Annotated in this window: 1 pseudogene; it reads left to right on the plus strand. The window is 49.1% G+C overall.

Annotated features, from left to right (window positions below):
* Positions 1–68 precede the first annotated feature (68 nt).
* Positions 69–611 (plus strand): annotated as a pseudogene (locus R8O11_RS29200) (polymer-forming cytoskeletal protein); the annotation flags it as partial.

A 611-nucleotide genomic window follows, 5' to 3' on the forward strand; every position in this document is an offset into this window, starting at 1 on the left:
CAAAAGGCCATCAATTGCATCTCAAGACGAATCACCCTTTCCAACAACATTTCGTCGTCGGTGATATTGTGGCGCACAGTTCTCTGCTTATTGATGATATGGCGGTTTACGGCACGACGGAGTCCAAAGGGGCATCTGCCGCACTGAACGGTTCGTTCTACGCGAAAGATACTGCGATTAAGTACTTCCAGACATTAAACTTTAATCAAGGTGTTGGAAGTAAGGTTTGCGGCGAAATCCAACAAACGCCGGGAAGTTTGCACCCTCATAGTGTAACTGGCAAGTATTCTCAGTTCTGCGGTGTTGGCCAATCACGTTGCGATTACTCGAGCTCCATTTGTCCGAGCACCGCAACTCCGCCGCCCGAGTGTAGCATGTTGCCTCCAAGTAACGATGACTTGGGCCTGACGGTGACACCATCTGATGACATGGCGTTGATGTGCGGTGACGATCTCCCGCAATTCACAGCGATCACAACCAACAACGATGAAGTAGTCAGCGCACCAGTGATGGCAATATTGTCTGATCCCGACTTGTTCACGCTAGAGGTAGTGAAAGGGAAACCGACATCAACTGAAAACCAGTTTCAATCTAACGATAATGGTGAGCTC

This window comes from Vibrio sp. 1288 (assembly GCF_033344475.1).